Origin of the sequence: Ensifer adhaerens (assembly GCF_002007205.1) — a bacterium.
GTDB classification, from domain to species: domain Bacteria; phylum Pseudomonadota; class Alphaproteobacteria; order Rhizobiales; family Rhizobiaceae; genus Ensifer; species Ensifer adhaerens_D.
Genome location: NZ_LAZS01000012.1, coordinates 131,566 through 145,873, shown reverse-complemented (window position 1 = coordinate 145,873; position 14,308 = coordinate 131,566). Strand labels below are relative to the sequence as shown.

At 61.2% G+C, this 14,308-nt stretch carries 14 protein-coding genes; 12 read left to right on the top strand and 2 right to left on the bottom strand.

The window, feature by feature from the left end; genetic code table 11:
- Position 1 precedes the first annotated feature (1 nt).
- The 12 genes from XB14_RS25565 (at position 2) to XB14_RS25510 (ending at position 11,414) form a co-directional block, all read left to right on the top strand.
- A complete protein-coding gene (locus tag XB14_RS25565; protein ID WP_077965738.1) occupies positions 2 to 448 on the top strand; it encodes a MaoC/PaaZ C-terminal domain-containing protein in 447 nt (148 codons plus the stop codon).
- A 10-nt stretch (positions 449 to 458) separates the two neighbouring features.
- On the top strand, positions 459 to 1,193 hold the full coding sequence (locus XB14_RS25560) for an SDR family oxidoreductase (RefSeq protein ID WP_077965736.1): 735 nt from the start codon (positions 459 to 461) through the stop codon (positions 1,191 to 1,193).
- A 25-nt stretch (positions 1,194 to 1,218) separates the two neighbouring features.
- Positions 1,219 to 2,064: a fumarylacetoacetate hydrolase family protein gene (locus XB14_RS25555; protein ID WP_077965734.1), complete on the top strand. Its 846-nt coding sequence runs from the start codon at positions 1,219 to 1,221 to the stop codon at positions 2,062 to 2,064.
- 19 nt (positions 2,065 to 2,083) lie between these two features.
- Positions 2,084 to 3,361, top strand: coding sequence for an L-fuconate dehydratase (locus XB14_RS25550; protein ID WP_077965732.1), 1,278 nt, complete (start codon positions 2,084 to 2,086; stop codon positions 3,359 to 3,361).
- A 196-nt stretch (positions 3,362 to 3,557) separates the two neighbouring features.
- A complete protein-coding gene (locus tag XB14_RS25545) occupies positions 3,558 to 4,535 on the top strand; it encodes a C4-dicarboxylate TRAP transporter substrate-binding protein (RefSeq protein WP_077965729.1) in 978 nt (325 codons plus the stop codon).
- Between the two features lie 145 nt (positions 4,536 to 4,680).
- Positions 4,681 to 5,193 carry a TRAP transporter small permease gene (locus tag XB14_RS25540; RefSeq protein ID WP_077965727.1) on the top strand — a complete coding sequence of 171 codons (513 nt, stop codon included), beginning with the start codon at positions 4,681 to 4,683 and terminating at the stop codon, positions 5,191 to 5,193.
- The gene (locus XB14_RS25535) at positions 5,190 to 6,503 is read left to right on the top strand and encodes a TRAP transporter large permease (RefSeq protein WP_077965725.1); all 1,314 of its coding nucleotides are present in this window, start codon (positions 5,190 to 5,192) and stop codon (positions 6,501 to 6,503) included. Before XB14_RS25540 ends, XB14_RS25535 begins: the two co-directional genes overlap by 4 nt.
- Positions 6,504 to 6,600: 97 nt before the next feature.
- Positions 6,601 to 6,918 carry a WGR domain-containing protein gene (locus XB14_RS25530; protein WP_077965723.1) on the top strand — a complete coding sequence of 106 codons (318 nt, stop codon included), beginning with the start codon at positions 6,601 to 6,603 and terminating at the stop codon, positions 6,916 to 6,918.
- Between the two features lie 341 nt (positions 6,919 to 7,259).
- Positions 7,260 to 8,564: a sn-glycerol-3-phosphate ABC transporter substrate-binding protein UgpB gene (gene ugpB / locus XB14_RS25525; RefSeq protein ID WP_077965722.1), complete on the top strand. Its 1,305-nt coding sequence runs from the start codon at positions 7,260 to 7,262 to the stop codon at positions 8,562 to 8,564.
- A 63-nt stretch (positions 8,565 to 8,627) separates the two neighbouring features.
- Positions 8,628 to 9,509, top strand: a complete 882-nt coding sequence (gene ugpA, locus XB14_RS25520; RefSeq protein WP_077965720.1) for a sn-glycerol-3-phosphate ABC transporter permease UgpA — start codon at positions 8,628 to 8,630, stop codon at positions 9,507 to 9,509.
- A gap of 7 nt (positions 9,510 to 9,516) precedes the next feature.
- On the top strand, positions 9,517 to 10,365 hold the full coding sequence (gene ugpE, locus XB14_RS25515; RefSeq protein WP_077965718.1) for a sn-glycerol-3-phosphate ABC transporter permease UgpE: 849 nt from the start codon (positions 9,517 to 9,519) through the stop codon (positions 10,363 to 10,365).
- Positions 10,365 to 11,414: a sn-glycerol-3-phosphate import ATP-binding protein UgpC gene (locus XB14_RS25510; protein ID WP_077965717.1), complete on the top strand. Its 1,050-nt coding sequence runs from the start codon at positions 10,365 to 10,367 to the stop codon at positions 11,412 to 11,414. The genes ugpE and XB14_RS25510 overlap by 1 nt, the downstream gene beginning before the upstream one ends.
- Before the next feature lie 125 nt (positions 11,415 to 11,539).
- Here XB14_RS25510 and XB14_RS25505 read toward each other — a convergent pair whose 3' ends face one another.
- Positions 11,540 to 12,001, bottom strand: coding sequence for an NUDIX hydrolase (locus XB14_RS25505; RefSeq protein WP_179119671.1), 462 nt, complete (start codon positions 11,999 to 12,001; stop codon positions 11,540 to 11,542).
- Positions 12,002 to 12,138: 137 nt separating this feature from the next.
- Positions 12,139 to 13,722 (bottom strand): Na+/H+ antiporter, encoded by a 1,584-nt coding sequence (locus XB14_RS25500; protein WP_077965715.1) that lies wholly within the window; start codon positions 13,720 to 13,722, stop codon positions 12,139 to 12,141.
- Positions 13,723 to 14,308: the final 586 nt, after the last annotated feature.

The window sequence follows — 14,308 nt, the reverse complement described above, 5'->3', positions numbered from 1 at the left end:
CATGTCAGAACAGATCATCCATTTTGAAGACTATGAACTCGGGCATCAGCGTCTGACCACGGGCCGGACGATTACCGAGACCGACTTTGTCGTCCATGCCGGCCACACCGGCGATTTCTTTCCGCACCATATGGATGCGGAGTTCGCCAAAACCCTGCCGGGCGGCCAGCGCATCGCCCACGGCACCATGATCTTTTCGATCGGCGTGGGGCTTACCGCGTCGCTGATCAACCCGGTTGCCTTTTCATATGGCTATGATCGTCTGCGGTTCGTGCGTCCGGTTCATATCGGCGATACGATCCGCACGCGCGTGACGATCGCCGCCAAGGAGGACGATCTGAAGCGGCCGACATCGGGGCGCGTCGTGGAACGGTTAGAAGTTATCAACCAGCGTGGCGAGGTCGTTCTCGCCGCCGACCATATCCTGGTCGTCGAACGCAAAGCATGAGGGATCGAGAATGACAGCGGATCTTAAAGGCAAGGTCGTCCTGATTACGGCTGCCGCTCAAGGCATCGGCCGCGCTTCGGCTTTGGCCTTTGCAAAGGCCGGCGCAAAGGTACACGCGACCGATATCAACACCGATGCGCTTGCGGCACTCGCCAAGGAGGCCGATGTCGAGACGCACCGGCTTGACGTCCTCGATACACAAGCAGTCGAAGCGCTTGTTGCGAAGATTGGAGCGGTCGATGTCCTCTTCAACTGCGCCGGCTTCGTGCATGCCGGCTCGATCCTGGAGATGAAGGATAGCGATCTCGAATTCGCTCTCGACCTCAACGTCAAGGCAATGATCCGTACCATCCGGGCCGTGCTGCCGGCGATGCTTGAGCGCAAGGATGGCGCCATCATCAACATGGCTTCGGTCGCCTCCAGCATCAAGGGCGTGCCGAACCGGTTTGCCTATGGCGTCACCAAGGCGGCCGTCATCGGTCTCACGAAGGCCGTCGCCGCCGACTATGTCTCGGAGGGTATTCGCTGCAACGCCATATGCCCCGGCACGGTCGAAAGCCCGTCCCTTCAGGACCGCATGCGCGCCCAGGGCGACTACGACACGGCGCGCGCCGCCTTCATCGCCCGCCAGCCAATGGGACGCCTCGGCACCCCGGAAGAGATCGCCGACCTTGCCGTCCACCTCGCGGGCGCCACCTATACGACCGGCCAGGCCTATGCCATCGATGGCGGCTGGACCATCTGAAAACACAGAAGCAGGAAGCAGAGACATGAAACTTCTTCGTTACGGCCTCCCGGGTCAGGAAAAGCCGGGTATCCTCGATGCGAGCGGCACCTTGCGCGATCTTTCCGGCCACGTCGCCGATTTCTCCGGCGCGGCGCTCGACCCTGACAAGCTCGCCGAGCTCAAGGCGCTCGATCTCGCCGGCCTGCCGGCTGTCGACGGCAACCAGCGCGTAGGCCCCTGCGTCGCCGGCACCGGCAAGTTCATCTGCATCGGCCTCAACTATTCCGACCACGCCGCCGAGACCGGCGCCACGGTTCCATCGGAACCGATCATCTTCATGAAGGCGACGTCGGCGATCGTCGGCCCGAACGACGACCTGATCATCCCGCGCGGCTCGGAGAAGACCGACTGGGAAGTGGAACTCGGCGTCGTCATCGGCCGCAAGGCGAAGTACGTCACGGAAGCGGAAGCCCTCGATTACGTCGCCGGCTATTGCACCGTGCACGACGTCTCCGAACGCGCCTTCCAGATCGAGCGACAGGGCCAGTGGACCAAGGGCAAGTCCTGCGACACTTTCGGCCCGACAGGCCCGTGGCTCGTAACCAAGGACGAGGTGCCGGATCCGCAGAACCTGCCGATGTGGCTGAAGGTCAATGGCGAGACGATGCAGAACGGCTCGTCGAAGACCATGGTCTACGGCGTCGCCTATCTCGTTTCGTACCTGTCGCAGTTCATGTCGCTGCAGCCGGGCGACATCATCTCCACCGGCACGCCGCCCGGCGTCGGCATGGGCATGAAGCCGCCGCGTTACCTCAAGGCCGGTGATGTCGTCGAACTCGGCATCGAGGGCCTCGGCAGCCAGAAGCAGTCCGTCCGCGCGGACGATTGATCAAAAGACTGGAGTGACCATGACCCGCATCACTGACCTGCGCGTCTTCGACCTGCGCTTTCCGACCTCGCAGAGCCTCGACGGTTCCGATGCGATGAACCCGGACCCGGATTACTCCGCGGCCTACGTCATCCTCGACACCGACAGGGAGGGTGTTGCGGGCCATGGTCTCACCTTCACCATCGGCCGGGGCAACGATATCTGCTGCATGGCGATCAAGGCCATGCGGCACCTGATCGTCGGCCAGGATACTTCAGACATCCTTGCTCACCCCGGCCGGTTCTGGCGGCATCTGACGAGCGACAGCCAGCTGCGCTGGATCGGTCCGGAGAAGGGGGCGATGCACCTCGCCACTGGTGCCGTGGTCAACGCCGTCTGGGATCTACTGGCCAAGGAAGCCGGCAAACCGGTCTGGCGGCTTGTTGCCGACATGTCGCCGGAAGAGATCGCCGATATCGTCGATTATCGCTACATGACCGACGTGCTCACCCGTGACGAAGCGATTGCGATCCTCCGCAAGGCCGAGCCCGGCAAGGCTCAGCGCATCGCGACACTCGAAAAGGAAGGCTACGCCTGCTACACGACCTCGGCCGGCTGGCTCGGTTATGACGACGACAAGCTCAGGCGCCTTGCCCAGGAGGCGATCGACGAGGGTTTCAACCACATCAAGATGAAGGTCGGCCGCGACCTTGCCGACGACATAAGGCGGCTGACGATCGCGCGCGAGGTGATCGGGCCTGACCGCTATCTCATGATCGACGCCAATCAGGTCTGGGAGGTCGGCGAGGCGATCGACTGGGTCAAGCAGCTCGCTTTTGCCAAGCCGTTCTTCATCGAGGAACCGACCAGTCCCGATGATGTCGCCGGTCATCGCAAGATCCGCGAGGCGATCGGACCGGTGAAGGTGGCGACCGGCGAGATGTGCCAGAACCGCATCATGTTCAAGCAGTTCATCGCCGAGGGTGCGATCGACATCGTCCAGATCGATAGTTGCCGTATGGGCGGCCTGAACGAGGTGCTGGCGGTGTTGCTGGTTGCTGCCAAATACGGACTGCCGGTCTGGCCGCACGCCGGCGGCGTCGGGCTTTGCGAATACGTCCAGCACCTGTCGATGATCGACTATGTGGCCGTCTCCGGCACCAAGGACGACCGCGTCATCGAATATGTCGATCATCTGCACGAACACTTCCTCGACCCCTGCGTCATCGAGAATGCCGCCTACATGCCGCCGCAGCGACCGGGGTTTTCTATCGAGATGAAGCTGCAATCGATCGCCGATTACACCTTCGGCGGGTAGCGCATCAAGATTTCATATAAGAATATAATCTTCAAGAATTCGAAGCCGGAGCGGCGACAAACGCTCCGGCTTCGTCGTTTTTAGCCAGTCTCTGGCCCAAGTCGGTATTCCGCCTCTTGACGGCTTGCGTTCATTTATGAATGATCTATTTATTCATTGTGGAAATCCGGAGGGGAGTCCGGAAGGAGGAGGAAAGATGAAGACCTTTGTTCTGGCTGCTGCCATGGCCGCCCTGTCCTTTTGCGGCATCGCTCAGGCGCAGGAATACAGCCTGCGGTTCTCGACCTCGCAGGTGAATCCCAACGAGCCGATCGTCAAAGCCATGAAGACTTATGCGGAGCGCGTCGGTGAACGCTCCGGCGGCCGCATCGCCATCACGGTCATGACGGGCGATCAGCTGGGCGCGCAGAAGAAGGTCAACGAGATGGTCATGAGCGGCGCAAGCCTGCTCAGCGCCACGGACTATGGTCAGCTCGGCCAGTTCGTACCGGACCTCTCCATTTTGGCCGGTCCCTATGTCTACCCCGATCTGGCCGCGACCGACCGTCTCTTCGCATCGGACCTCTACAAGGAGCTGTCCGGCAAGCTGGAAGCGCAGGGCATCAAGATCATCATGCCGAACGGTCTCTTCGGCTACCGTCACATCATCGCCAACAAGCCGGTGCGTTCGCCGGCGGATCTCGCCGGCGTTACCATCCGCGTGCCTTCGTCGCCGATCATGATGGCGACCTTCGGCAACTACGGCGCACGGCCGACGGAACTCCCCTGGGGCGACGTCTACAACGCGCTTCAGACCGGTGTCGTCGATGCGGCCGAAGGCCCCTTCGGTTCGATCGCCGGCGCAAAGCTCAACGAGACCCGCAATGTCATCTCCAAGACCGGCCATCAGATCATGTTCACGGCCTGGGTGGCCTCCAGCCAGTTCTTCAACGGACTGCCGGAAGATCTGCAGAAAATTCTCCTCGAAGAAGGCCAGACCATTGCCAAGGAGCTGACTGCGATGACGCTCGAAACGGATGACGCCTACGCAAAGCAGCTTTCGGCCTCGGGCGTCGAGATCGTCACCGACATCGATATCCCGGCCTTCATCGAAGCCTCGCGCGCGGCCTACGAGAAAGTGCCGAACATCACGCCAGGCATGTACGACCAGGTGCAGAAGGCGATGGCACAGTAAAGCAAACGACGGCGCGACGCGGCCATAAAGACGCCGCGTCGCGATCGCGTCGGGGGCCGCTCACCCAAGCCATGCTCGCGACGGAAGCCCATCGGCCTGCCTTCGCGCCGGCTCTGTTCCGCCTTTCAAAATGATTGAGGCCGTCATGGAAACCTCACCTTCACCTGAAGAGACCGCTCCTCTCTTCAGCCTGCGGCGCGCCGATGAAGCTGTCGGCGTCGCAGCACTTCTCGTCATTGTCTTCTCGATCCTCTGGGGTGTCGTCAGCCGCTATATCTTCCCGCAGCCGGCTGCCTGGACCTACGAGCTGGCGATCATGGCTTTCGCCTATCTCGTCTTCTTCGGTGCGGTCGCTGGCGTGCGTCTCGGCACCCACGCGGCGATCGATGTCCTTGTTGCTGCCTTGCCCGACAGCTGGCAGCGGGCGATCGCCTGGTTCAACTACCTGCTGTTGGCGCTGTTCTTCATCGCCATGACCGTTCTCTTCGGCTGGCAGGCCTGGACGTCGCGGCACGTGCACACGATCGCGATGGACCTGTCGCGCAGCCTTTCCTACGGGCCGCTGGCGCTGGCGTCGGCCGGCATGTTCCTCCAGCACCTGATCGTCGAAAGACCCTGGACCGTCCGCCTGCACCGCAATGTGGAATCGCTGATATGACCTTCTTTCATCTTGCCGGCCCCTCGCTTCTCGTCGTCATCCTCTTCCTGTTGTCGATGCCGATCACCTGGGCGATGGCGATCGGGGCGCTCGCCTTCTTCTTCATCAACATGGACATGATTCCGCTTGCCAATTTCGCGCAGGAGATGGCCGAAGGCAGCCAGTCCGTGTCGCTGCTGGCGCTGCCGCTGTTCGTGCTTGCCGGCTGCATCATGAACGCATCGGGTATCACGCGCCGCCTGCTGGCGCTGGCCGATGTCATGGTTGGTCACATGACCGGCGCTCTGGCGCAGATGTGTACGGTACTCGGGACCTTGCTTGGCGGTTTGACGGCGTCGGCCAACGCCGATGCTGCGATGCTCGCCAAGACCCTTGGCGTCGAGATGACGGAACGAGGCTACAGCCGCGCCTTCGCGGCGGTCATCACCTCGTCGGCCTCCATCATCACCAGCCTGATCCCGCCCTCGATCGGCCTCATCGTCTATGGCTTTCTGGCGGAAACCTCGATCGGCCGGCTGTTCGCCGCCGGCGTCGTTCCCGGTCTGGTGCTTGCAGCCGGGCTGATGCTCACCACCTATTTCATCGCCCGCAAACGCGGCTACAAGCCGCTGCGCAAGGAACGCGCCAGCAGGGCGGAGGCCAGCCGGGCGCTGATCGACGGCCTCTGGGCGCTGTCGATCCCGGTCGTGATTTTCGCCGGCACGCGCTACGGCATCTTCACCACCACAGAGGCGGGCGCGGTTGTCGTCGTCTATGTGCTCTTCGTCGCCGTCTTCGGCTATCGCGAATTCACCTTCCGCCAGATCCCCGAGGTGCTGGCCGAGGCGGTGCGCGATTCCGCCGTGGTGATGATCATGATCTGTGCCGCCGCCGCTTTTGGCTTCTATCTCGCCTGGGAGCAGGTGCCGCAGGCGATGTCCGGCTGGCTCGGCGGTGCCACCGACAACCCGCTGCTCATGCTGCTTCTCATCAACGTGCTGTTGATCGTCATCGGCACGGCAATCGAGGGGTCGGCGGCGCTCATCATCCTCACCCCGATGCTGATCCCGATCATCGACGGTGTCGGCATCGACCGCGTGCATTTCGGCGTCGTCTTCATCACCAACCTGACGATCGCCGGCATTACACCGCCGGTCGGCGGCCTTATGTATATCTCGTCGATGGTGCTGAAGGTGCCGATGATGGCCTATGCACGCGAGGTGCTGCCTTACCTGGCGATGATGATGGTGCTGCTGGTGATGCTCAGCATGTTCCCGCAACTGTCGCTGTGGCTGCCGAACCTCGTCTATGGAACGACCGCGGTGCAATAGCGCGGTCAGGCACACATCAATGTTTTGAATCGATCGGCTGCGATCGATTCAAAACTCTCGTTGGACGCGCGGCACCTCCTTAGCCCATCGTCGTCCCATGCTTAACCACCCCTATCACCTCTACGTCGAGAGAACGGATGCGAGCGCAAACATGGCTCGCTTCTACGCCATGTCGATTGAGCAGACTCTGTTTGGAACTGCGTGTCTGACGCGCCGCTGGGGCCGGATCGGCACGTCAGGACAATCGATGGCCCATCACTTTGACGACGAAATGGAAGCAGTCACGCTGTTTCTCGATGTTCTGAGGAGCAAGCGAAGGCGCGGATACCGCCCGCGTGCTCATTGTGTTTGCAATAATCCCTCGATCTCGCCTCGACTTGAGGCGGCCCTCCCGATCGTCGGAACGCGGCGGTAGCCGCGCCAGATTTATCGGCCGTTCAGGCCGGCTACTGCGGCAGCCGGGCGCCTGCTCTCAGACCCCTTGCTCGCACTCTCAAAGCCTCAAACCGGTGGCTGTAGATCAGCCGCGATGACGATCCCGTTGCCGTTATCTGATTTAGCGTCCGCGCATATGAAACAGAATGAATATTCCGATCCACAAAATCTTCGATTTTCTCGTTCCATTTTCTCTTGCAGGTTCGTTCTCGTTCGTTTTTAATCAGTGCGCTTTCGCCACGAAAGCCAGACGCGTCTGATTGAGGAGAGCTGACGCGCCCGGGGACAAATATTTTCGTCTTAATGATGGGAGGAACCTTCATGCGAGTATCCAAGTGGGCCCTTGCGGCCACATCCGCGCTTTCGATCGTTGCCGCCTCGGACGCTCTGGCAGCAACGGAGCTTTCCTGGTGGCACGCGATGACCGGCGCCAACAACGAAACGGTCGAAAGGCTTGCCAAGGAGTTCAATGAAAGCCAGTCGGAGTACAAAATTGTCCCTGTGTTCAAGGGCACTTATGGCGAGACGCTGAACGCGGGCATCGCCGCTTTCCGCTCCAAGCAGGCTCCCGCCATTCTGCAGGTCTTTGACGCCGGCAGCGGCGTGATGCTGGGTGCCGAAGGCGCCGTGGTCCCGGTTGTAGACGTCCTCAAGAAGGGTGGCTACGAATTCAACAAGGACCAGTACCTGCCGGGCATCGTCGCATATTACTCCAAGCCCGACGGCACGATGCTGTCCTTCCCGTTCAATTCGTCCTCGCCGATCCTCTACTACAACAAGGATGCCTTCTCGAAGGCTGGTCTCGATGCCGAGAAGCCACCGGCAACCTGGCCCGAAGTCTTCGAGGCCGCCAAGAAGATCAAGGCAAGTGGCGCGGCGAATTGCGGTTTCACCTCGACCTGGCTGACCTGGATCCAGACCGAGAATTTCTCTGCCTGGAACAACGTGCCCTATGGCACCAATGAAAACGGGCTTGCCGGCCTGGACGTGGAGCTGAAGATCGATGCCCCGCTCTTCGTCGAGCACTTCCAGTCGATTGCGGATCTCGCCAAGGACGGCACGTTCCGTTACGGCGGCCGTACATCGGAAGCAAAGCAGCTCTTCATGTCGGGCGAATGCGCCATCCTGACGGAGTCTTCCGGCGGCCTCGGCGACATCGTGAAATCCGGCATCAACTACGGCGTCGGCCAGCTTCCCTATTATGAAGGCCACGGTCCTCAGAACACCATTCCCGGCGGCGCAAGTCTCTGGGTCTTTGCCGGCAAGGAAGATGCCGAATACAAGGGCGTTGCGGAGTTCTTCCATTTCCTGTCGAAAACGGAAACCCAGGCAAAGCTTCATCAGGTCTCGGGCTATCTGCCGGTGACGCTTGCAGCCTATGAAGAAACCAAGAAGTCCGGCTTCTATGAAAAGAACCCCGGTCGTGAAACGCCGATCAGGCAGATGATGGGCAAGGCGCCGACGGAAAATTCCAAGGGCGTTCGGCTCGTCAATCTTCCCCAGGTTCGCGACATCCTCAACGAACAGTTCGAGGCCATGCTTGCCGGGCAGAAGGACGCAAAGGCTGCCCTGACCGAAGGTGTCGAAAAGGCCAATGCGGCAATTGCCGCCGCGGTCGGCAACTAATCCCCAACCAAGGGGCCCGTGCCACTTAAGCGCGGGCCCCGTCTTTCACGGAAGGGGCACGCCATGCAGTCCGTCGTCTTTCCCAACAAGGTGTTGCCGTATCTTCTGCTGGCGCCGCAGATCGTGCTTACCGTGGTGTTTTTCTTCTGGCCGGCAAGCCAGGCGCTCTACCAGTCGGTCTTGCGCGAGGATCCCTTTGGCCTGAAATCCGGCTTCGTCGGCCTTGCCAATTTCCGCGCCATCCTGGCCAATCCGGACTACCTGCATTCGCTGCAGGTCACGGTCGTCTTCAGCCTTGCAACCGCACTTCTGTCGATGGCTCTCGCCCTGCTGCTCGCGACCTCGGTCGACCGGGTCGTGCGCGGGCGAAACGTCTATCGCACGCTGCTAATCTGGCCCTATGCGGTTGCTCCGGCCGTGGCGGGCATGCTGTGGCTGTTCATGTTCAACCCGGCAATGGGAACCTTCGCCTACATCCTGCGTCGCAATGGCTTCACCTGGGATCCGCTCTTGAACGGCGACCAGGCGATGTTTCTGGTTGTCGTGGCCGCCGCCTGGAAACAGATCAGCTACAATTTCCTCTTTTTCGTCGCCGGCCTGCAGGCGATCCCGAAATCGCTGATCGAGGCCGCCGCGATTGATGGCGCCCGCGGCACCAAACGCTTCTGGACCATCGTCTTCCCGCTGCTTGCGCCGACGACGTTCTTCCTGCTCGTCGTCAACACCGTCTATGCGTTTTTCGACACGTTCGGCATCATTCATGCGGTGACCGGAGGTGGTCCGGCAAAAGCCACCGAAACGCTGGTCTACAAGGTCTACAACGACGGCTTCGTCAATCTCGACCTTGGCAGTTCGGCCGCCCAATCCGTCATCCTGATGGCAATTGTCGTTGCCCTGACGGCTTTCCAGTTCCGCTTCGTCGAGAAGCGGGTCCACTATTCGTGAGCGGCCGATGATCGAGAACCGTCCCATTTCAACCCTGATCAGCCACCTGGTGCTGGTGATCGGCATCGTCATCGTCGCGCTGCCGATCTACTACACCTTCATCGCCTCGACCCATAGCTCGATCGAAATCGTGCGGCCGCCGATGTCGCTCACGGTCGGCAATCATCTTGTCGAAAACTATAGTGAGGCCGTCGGTGGCGGTGTCGAGCGCGTTGTCGGCGTCAGCCTCGAGCGGCTGCTCTTCAATTCCACGGTCGTCGCCCTTGCGATCGCCGTCGGCAAGATCGTCATCTCCTTCCTGTCGGCCTTTGCGATCGTGTTCTTTCGCTTTCCGCTGAAGATGCTGTTCTTCTGGATGATCTTCATCACCCTGATGCTTCCGGTCGAGGTGCGCATCCTGCCGACCTACAAGGTGATCGTTGATCTCGGCCTGATCGATACCTATGCCGGCCTGACATTGCCGCTGATGGCTTCGGCGACCGCGACCTTCCTTTTCCGGCAGTTTTTCCTGACGATACCGGGAGAACTGGTGGAGGCCGCGCGTATCGACAATGCGGGTCCGTTCCGCTTCATGAGGGACATCCTCTTGCCGCTGTCGGCAACCAACATCGCGGCGCTCTTCGTCATTCTTTTCATCTATGGCTGGACCCAGTATCTCTGGCCGCTGCTCGTCACCAACGACGCCAAGATGAACACGATTATCATCGGGCTCAGGCGAATGATCGACTTCACCGACGCCTCGACCCCCTGGAACTACGTCATGGTGACCGCGATCCTCGCGATCATTCCGCCCATCCTCGTCGTGGTGCTGATGCAGCGCTGGTTCGTCAAAGGTCTTGTGGAGACAGAAAAGTAATGGCTGAGATTACGCTCAAAGACATCCGCAAGACCTACGGCACCGTCGACGCGATCAAGGGTGTCTCGCTTGACATCGCCGACGGAGAGTTCGTCGTTCTGGTCGGTCCGTCCGGCTGCGGCAAGTCCACGCTCTTGCGCATGATCGCAGGGCTCGAGGGCATCACCGGCGGCGACATTCATATTGGCGGACGGCGGGTTAACGATGTCGAGCCGGCCGAACGCGATATTGCCATGGTTTTCCAGAACTACGCGCTCTACCCGCACATGACCGTGCGCCAGAACCTCGCCTATGGCTTGAAGAACCGGAACACGCCGGCTGACGAGATCGATCGGCGCATCACCACTGCTGCCCGAACGCTGGAGATCGATACCTATCTCGATCGCAAGCCGCGCCAGCTTTCGGGCGGCCAGCGTCAGCGTGTCGCCATGGGTCGGGCGATCGTGCGGCAGCCGGCCGCCTTCCTTTTCGACGAGCCGCTTTCCAATCTCGACGCGAAGCTGCGTGGGCAGATGCGCATTGAAATCAAACGGCTCCAACGCTCACTTGGAACCACAAGCGTTTATGTCACGCACGACCAGATGGAAGCGATGACCCTTGCCGACCGACTGGTCGTCGTCAATGCGGGCCGCATCGAGCAGGTTGGCACCCCGATCGAGCTTTACGAACGGCCCGCCACGACCTTCGTCGCCACGTTTATCGGTTCGCCGTCCATGAATCTCCTGAAAGGTGCGGACGCTTCTGCCGGATGGTCTCTCTCGCCGTCCGTTTCCAGGCCGAACGGCGAGTTTACCCTCGGCGTGCGACCGGAGGATCTATCTCCGCTAGCGGCCGACGACGCCACGTCGCCGTTCGAGGCAACAGTACGGGTCGACGGGATCGAACTGGTCGGGGCGGAAAGCCTGATCCATGGGAGGCTGGAAAACGGCGCAGACCTGATCTTTCGCGTATCGGGCAGGGCCCGCTACGAAATCGGCGACACCGTGAAGGTTGGGGCGAAGGCAGACGCGCTCCATGTTTTCGGCGCAAACGGCGAACGGCTGATGTGACGGCGGCAGAAGGTCGACCTTCTGCTGGTGATCCGGGCCTTCCCCGACCGAACCCGGTGCGATTGGGCGGCGGCCCCTTCCGGTGATCAGATCGTCACGATCAGCTTTCGACCGAATAGCCGGCGTCACCGTGGCTTGAAGTCGACGAGCAGCGATTTGAGCTCGATCTCGCGAACCCGCCGCGCAGCCTCATCGGGGCTGACCCAGGCAAGCAGGCGCTCGCCCTTCTCCTTGTACTTTTCCACCTGCTTGGTGATTTCGATCTGGAACACGTCGACGACACAAGGGACGACGTCACCGTCGTCGAGCATCTTCAGATAGGTGTAGCTGCCGACCGGCTTCTTGCGGACCTTGCCGCGAACACCGGCTTCCTGAAGCGCCTCGATGGCGGCCGCCTCATGCGGCTCCTTCTGTTTCATCGGCCAGCCCTTCGGAATGAGCCATCGGCCGCTGTCGCGCGACGTCACCACAAGGATCTCGATCGCGCCGTCAGGCGCATACCGATAGCAAAGTGCTGCGCATTGCTGTCGAAACGAACCCGAAAACAGCTTCTCGGGCGAGGCGGCAAGCTTCTGCAACAGCGTCATTGGTTTTGGTGATTTCGGCGCCTTTGACTTTTTGATCGCTCTCAGCTCCTCGACTGTTGGCGCCAACTGCCGGACATCTAGGACATCCGACCCTCAGGTCAAAGGAGAAAATAGAAAGAAATGTTCGGGCGAGAGGGTCATGCCTTGGCAGAAATTGCGCTCAACTCCTCAAGGTCGAGATCCCGCTCCAGTTCATGCAGCGTTTCGTCGTCGATTTCGCCGGCACGATGAAGCCGGATGAGTTCGCGCCGCCCGGTTGCGACCGCCTCCAGGACGACGTCGAAATGGGCGTGCAGGATCGGCATGTAGTGCTCCGTGCGCGCAGCGTAATCGACGATCGACACTGCCCGGCGTTGGTAGCGCTCCAGCAATTGCGGATGGACGAGATTGCCGTCGGTGTCATAGGCCCGGCTCTGAATGGTGACGAGTTGTGCCTGGGCCATGGCTGCCTCGGCCTGGCTGAGCGTGAGGGGCGCCTTTTCCGACGAAGGCTCGACGAGTTGCGCCCAGGCAATCACCCGACCGAGTATGGTCCCCTGGATCAGCACCGTTCCGAGTATCACGGCAAAGGACGTCACCAGGATGAAGTCCCGGCCCGGAAAGCCCTCTGGCACGCTCAGCGCAAGCGCGAGCGTCACCACGCCACGAACGCCGGCCCAGGAAAGCACGGTCGCGCCGCGCGCGCCGACGGGCGCGTAGCGCTTGACCCCGAGCGCATTGCCAAGCCGGATCACGAGATCCGACCCGAACACCCAGACGAAGCGTGCGAGGGTGAGCGCGAGGAGGATGACGGCGATGGGCCATGCCAGGGTTGCCGCAACGGTCTCGAAACCGCCGCCGCGCTCGACGACGCCGCGAAGCGACAGGCCGATCAGGATGAAGACGGCGGCTTCCATCAGAAAGACGATCACCGTCCAGAATGATGTTCCGCGCATGCGGGTCGCGGCGGACAGCACCGTGTGCTGATGCCAGCTGGCGATGAGGCCCGTGGCCACGGTCGCGATGACGCCGGAGACGTGCAGGAATTCGCCGACCAGATAGGAGGTCCAGGAAAGCAGGACGGTCGCGGCGATGATCAGGTATTCGTCGCCAAGCCGACGTGCAAGCTGGACCCAGCCCATACCGATCACGATTCCGACGAGGGCACCACCGATCGCCAGCAGGAAGAAGTTGCCCACGGCCTCGCCCGCGCTGAACGCCCCGGTGACACCGGCGGCAACGGCGAAGCGAAAGAGCACGAGGCCGCTTGCGTCGTTGAGCAAGCTTTCGCCTTCAAGCAGGATTTGTAGCCGCCGCGGCAGCCGCACGCGTTGAAGGACAGCACGAGCCGATACGGCATCCGGTGGCGCGACGATCGCACCGAGTGCGGCGCAGGCGGCGAGCGGTAGCGCGGGGAAGAGCAGATGCGTCGTCATTGCCACGACGGCGCAGGTGAAAAACACGGCCCCAACCGCCAGCGAAACGATGCCGATCGAATGACGCCGTAGGCGGCCGAGAGCGATCGTCCAGGCGCCGTCCATGAGCAAGGGCGGCAGGAAGATCACGAGCACGAGCTCTGGATCGACCTCGATTGTCGGCAGTCCCGGGACAAAGGCAAGCAGAGCGCCTCCGGTCAGGAGTGCCACCGAGGGCGGCAAAGCCAGCCGGTCGGCGACGTAATGCAGCGCAATGATCGCCACGAACATGCCGATCACCAACTCGAACAAATGTGTCGGTTCCACCAGCCCTAGCCTCCAGCCATATGACGATCGGCTTTATTACAGAGCAGGTTTTTGCCGAAATGCAATTGCGTCGGGTGCAGCACGAAGCGGCAGCACTTTGAGGCGGAGCGCAAGAGGCGTCGTTCGGGCAAGAAAAAAGGGCCGACGGAAGACCGCGGCCCATAAGGTGTGAAGGTCAAAAACCTCCAGAGGGGAACAGCTGCTGCGGCGGACTGGGAGGAGACCCGCCATGTGCATCAGCTGGGTGCTTTATGCCTGATTTTTGACCAGCTGGAAAACAATTATTGTGCAATGCAGCTATGCATAATCGCCGGGCATGCGCGCGGTTACCGCCCGGATTATCCGTGTTATGCCGCGACGAACGGCTCTATGGGGAAGGGGGTCGTCGAGAACATCGATCCCGACGGACGATCGGGACCGGTGGCAAGCACCGGCCCCGATGAGATAGTTGCTACACTAACGGTCGTGAGCTTGACCGCACAACCATTTTACGACCGCCTTTGCGATCGAACAGGCCGCGACCGGACTTCCTCGGTTATCCGCAGCCGGTCCACAGGTTGTTCACAGGCTAAGGAAGCACCAACCG